The sequence below is a fragment of the Ferruginibacter sp. genome (assembly GCF_014377975.1).
Classification (GTDB): Bacteria; Bacteroidota; Bacteroidia; order Chitinophagales; family Chitinophagaceae; genus Ferruginibacter.
Genome location: NZ_JACMOO010000101.1, coordinates 1 through 4,863, shown reverse-complemented (window position 1 = coordinate 4,863; position 4,863 = coordinate 1). Strand labels below are relative to the sequence as shown.

4 protein-coding genes are annotated in these 4,863 nt (G+C 38.7%); all 4 read right to left on the bottom strand.

From position 1 onward, the window contains the following. On the bottom strand, positions 1-374 hold a 374-nt coding region (locus tag H7254_RS06025; RefSeq protein ID WP_301932113.1), incomplete at its 3' end, for a cytochrome-c peroxidase. Positions 375-390: 16 nt separating this feature from the next. Next, positions 391-771 carry a hypothetical protein gene (locus H7254_RS06020; RefSeq protein ID WP_301932112.1) on the bottom strand — a complete coding sequence of 127 codons (381 nt, stop codon included), beginning with the start codon at positions 769-771 and terminating at the stop codon, positions 391-393. 11 nt (positions 772-782) lie between these two features. Next, the gene (locus H7254_RS06015) at positions 783-1,175 is read right to left on the bottom strand and encodes a hypothetical protein (protein WP_301932111.1); all 393 of its coding nucleotides are present in this window, start codon (positions 1,173-1,175) and stop codon (positions 783-785) included. Positions 1,176-1,343: 168 nt separating this feature from the next. Beyond that, positions 1,344-4,217 (bottom strand): ATP-binding protein, encoded by a 2,874-nt coding sequence (locus tag H7254_RS06010; protein ID WP_301932110.1) that lies wholly within the window; start codon positions 4,215-4,217, stop codon positions 1,344-1,346. Positions 4,218-4,863 lie beyond the last annotated feature (646 nt).

Sequence of the window (4,863 nt, the reverse complement as noted above, 5' to 3'; positions counted from 1 at the left end):
ACAGCGCTGTCTACAGGTAAATTCATTTCCACAGGATTAGAAATAGGCATCAATGCCTGCTCTTCTAAAGTTGCAGCTCTGCCATCCCAAAAAAAGAAAGCCGCATTGCTTACGTTCATAGCACTCGGAGTATTGCGTACACCCTTCCTGTTGTGCACACCCAGGCTTACTGCACTCGTATCGGCAAATGCAAATTCGGGTTTATGGCAACTGGCGCAACTCAATTTGTACGTAGATGATAATATGCTGTCAAAAAATAACTGCTTGCCAAGCGCTATTTCATTAGGTGGCTGCATATTTTTTGGGCTGCAAAAAAACAGTGGCGTTGTAATAATAAAACCGATGATGGCTGTTAAATAAATTGTCCTTTTCATGTGGTAGAATTAAATATTATTTGACCGGCCTTTTTATTAGGTAAAACATTCCGCCGTCTAAACCAAGACGGCGGGGCTTGCAAGAATCTTCAATAGCAGTAAAACGCATAGAATCACCGGCAAGAAAATCCACCTTATAAGTAGAATAATAATTGCCAATATCATTGCATATAGGATCGAATTCCCTCAGCGTATCATTTTTAAACGTTGACTTGCCACTGCTAAACAACTTCCCATCCATAAAATAATTATGGGTACCATTTTTACTGAAACGGACTTCTCCTTTTGTGCCATCAGCAAATTTTACTTTCCATGTTCCATACAGATCATTGCTGTTGCTGTTGGTTTTACAGGAAAATAATGCGGCTGCTATTAAAATAATAAAAAGAGGCTTCATATTTTTAATTATTAATTTTTTGAAGAAGCTATTCTGCCCATCGCTAATTTATCTGAGCCATTTTTTCTGCCAATGCAGGTATCCTCAATTACATTGAATCGTACCGAATCTTTATAATAGGTAAGCTTATAAGCCCCTTCGTAAGTCATATTGCACAGACCGTCTTTTATAAATATGGTATCTCCCGCAAGCCTGTATTTACCGCTTACAAAAAGTTTTCCGTTATCAAAACCATCATAATCACCGCCGGGTTTAAAGCGTCCCTCTAATACAAAAGCCTTCCCTTCAAAGGTTCCATGCGCATCCCAGTTTCCAAGAATGGACCGTTCAGATTCTTTGGGAGTTGTGCTTGCGCAGGAAGTAAGAAAAATAATTGCCGCTAAGATTACTGTTACATTTTTCATATCATTTGTTTTTATTGATGATGGCCAAAAGTAATCCTGCCCATAAAAAAAGGCATTTGCTATGGTTGCAAATACCTTTGATTATTTTCCTGCTAAAAAATTGATCTGTAATTAGTTTGATAATGTTGCAGGCAGCTTTGAAATTGTTGCAACAGCTTAAAACCGGGTTTACTTTATATTTTGAAAAGAAGCCGCACTTGGTGGATAACCAAAATGCTTAGTGAAGCTGGTAGAGAAATTTGCGGGGTTGCCATAGCCAACCATATAACTTACTTCGGCTACGGTGGCTACATTTTTCTGTAATAACTCATGCGCTTTTTGCATGCGAATGCTGCGTATCAGTTCACCGGGGCTTTGGTCAATTAAATCTTTTAGTTTTCGGTGCAGCTGAGTGCGGCTGAGGAATACTTCTTTTCCCAAAGCTTCGGCACCAAACTGCACATCGTCTATTCTTGTATGGATAGCTTCTTTTACACGGGTTAAAAAAGTTTGTTCTATAGATGGCAGATCAACAGCATCATAAAGCCAGTAGTTATTGCGCCCATATTTTTCCCGCAGTTGTTTCCTGTTTTTTATAAGATTTAAAATCTGCGCCAGCAATTCCTGCTTATCAAATGGTTTTGAGAGATAAGCATCTGCACCGGTTTCAATGCCCTGTATCTTGCTATTACGGTCGGTTTTAGCCGTGAGCATAATAATAGGAATATGACTTGTTCTTTCATCTTTTTTCAAAACCTCGCAAAGTTCATAACCATTTTTTTCCGGCATCATTAGGTCAGTTATCACGAGGTTTGGAATAGTTGCTATAGCAACATCAATCCCTTCTGCACCGTTTTTTGCCATGGTTACATTATAATTCTCCTGCAACGATATCTTTATAAACTCCCGCAATTGCTCATTGTCCTCAACAATTAAAATGCTGTTTTCCTGCTCCGCTAAAACAGTAGTCGCCCCTGCTTCGAGTAAAATGATTCCAGCTAAATGATCTTCCTGAAATAAATTTTGTTCTTTATCGTCACCTTGATCGGGGAAAATGTATGGTAGTGTAACGTTGAAACTTGTGCCCGCATTTTCAATACTTGTAACATTTATAGTTCCGTCAAGCAACCCGGTCAATTCTTTTACCAATGCCAATCCTATTCCGGTTCCTTCCCTAGTTCTAGTATCCGAAGCATCTGCCTGGTAAAACCGGTCAAAAATATAAAGCAACTTTTCTTTAGATATGCCAATGCCTTCATCTTTTACAATGATCTTAAAATCGTCGCCATTTTTATGTTTAAACAAAACAGTAACCTCGCCATTTTTGTTACTGAACTTAATGGCGTTGGAGATAAGATTCTGAACAATTTTTTCGAGTTTGTCTACATCCGTTTTTACCCATAAAGATGTTGTGTCGGTTTCAAAACTGAGCTTAATGTTATCATGTTCGGCCAGCGAAGCAAACTGATGGAGATGAACCTGCAGCCATTTTACAATATCAACATTATTATAGTTTATCTCCATCAAGCCACTTTCCAACCGGCTAAGATCGAGCAGCTGGTTGATGAGTTGTAACAACCGTTCGCTGTTTTGCAATATGTATTGCGCATACTTTTTTGCCGCCGCTGCATTAGGTTGCAGTAACAATTCTTTTGCAGGGTTAATAATAAGTGTAAGTGGCGTTTTAAATTCATGCGTAAGGTTTACAAAAAACCTTGACTTGGCAGCATCCATTTCCTGCAGCTTGGCTGCCTGTTCCCTCAACTGCTTCGTCCGTTCCAAAACGGTTCTCTCCAGCTCTTCCGCCTGCCCTAGAATCAATTTATTTTTTTCCTGTTCTTTACTAAGATTTTCTGCCGAGAGCCTTTCATTTTCCACCAGCTGATTTGCCAGCTTCCTGTTATTTGAGGCAACATCAATGGCTATGTAAATGGAAAATAAAACAGGCATCAGTAAACAGCTGTAAGCCATAATAACCATCACCTGTTGAAATTTAAATAACCCCAGCATATTGGAACCGGCAATAACACTCGCCAATGCCAATACAATCATACCGATAGCAATAAGCCAAAGTTTTTTATTTCCTTTTTTTATTGCTTTTATAACGGTAATGGCACCATCCGCAAATACCAGCAGGCAAAATCCATTTAGTATTAGATCGTACGGTTTTTTAGAAAGTGACTCAGGATCATTGTGCCAGTTAATAAGATAATAGGCATACAGGGCAAATGATTCCAATAGGATAATATTTAGTTTCCACCTTGTAAATCTTTTATTTGCCACATTATACAACAGCAGCCAGCCGGTGAGCGGAATAAACAAAATACCAGATAAAAAAACTTTATAGGCAATTACCTGTATGGCAGGATTGGTGGTAACGATGGTTAAATAGCGGGCAACTATTGCCATCAGCGTAGTAGTAACAAATAAACTGTAGTACAGGTTTACTTTTTGTTTTGGATAAAATACGTACAACAAAATATGCAGCAAAATAAGTATCGCCATTGCCGCTGCACTCATCAATAAAAAATCGAAAAAACGTTGATCTGCTTTTTGCGTCTGGTTCATATAGTGCAAGTCGCTAATGGATGCATTGAAGCCAAAAAAATTTGGAAAGTAATTAAAAAAGTTGCTGAAGCGGATAGAAATCAAGTGCGGCATTGTATCTGTAATGGCCAGCGGAATAGTTAAGTAAGGGTTTCTTACCGCCACCGATGTTTGCCGGGAATGCCCAAGCTTACCGAGCGACATTATTTTATTGCCATCAAAGTATACTTCTGATGCAGCATCATGGTTAATATATAGGCCAAATGTATTAATTGAATTTTGCGATGATTTTTTTATATGGAGGCGAAACCATCCAAAGCCTGTCCAGTTTTTTGGTTTGTTTTTATCAGCAAAATTTGTGATTACAGTATCCCATTGGGTATCGTCAATATCAGGCTTTGCCCAACTTATATTATCCCCGGTGTGAAAACTCCATTTGTATGTATCCAGCCTTAAGTAATTAGTTTTTAAACTGTCATGCAGTACAACGATTTTATTTTGGGAAAATGAAAACAACGGTAGGAAAAGCAACAATAGTAGTACACACCTGCCTTGGCAAAAGCGCTGTATTCCCTGATTAAGTAAAAATAGTGAACTGCCGATCATAGGTAGTATGATATGAGTAATGGAAAGGTAAAGTAAATTAATTTTTAAGCAAGGGAACTACAGGTATTCACTTTTTTGGCTTGCAAAGGATGATTTCCGCTCAGGCACAGAAATAAATCCCTGATAGCGCAGATTTTTTGCGCAGATATGCAGCAAAGATTTGCGGGTGGCATATCTGTGCTGCTTTGTATAAATATTTATTAATCCGTTGTTGTCGATGGCACTGAAAGAAGGAATGATATTGGGATTTTTATTTTGCTTTCGTGTTCTACGAACGCAGGCAAATGGGAGTCCTTGATTTGCCGGAATTAAATTATAAGTCCCGGCGGGGTTTTCACAAGCTTACACTTTGTTACATAAAAAAACAATCCTTGAAACCCCAACGCAGAAGAGACTCAGCGTTGTAACAACCCAAACCTACAAATCTTTATAATGTTTTGGAGAAAAATGTTTTCCTTCCCCGCATTGGCGCAATGCTAGCGCAGATATGCAGCATAGCAAAAGTGCGGAAGGGTATCTGTGCGGTGAATCTAAGAAGATGTTTTGCTTTAGTTGT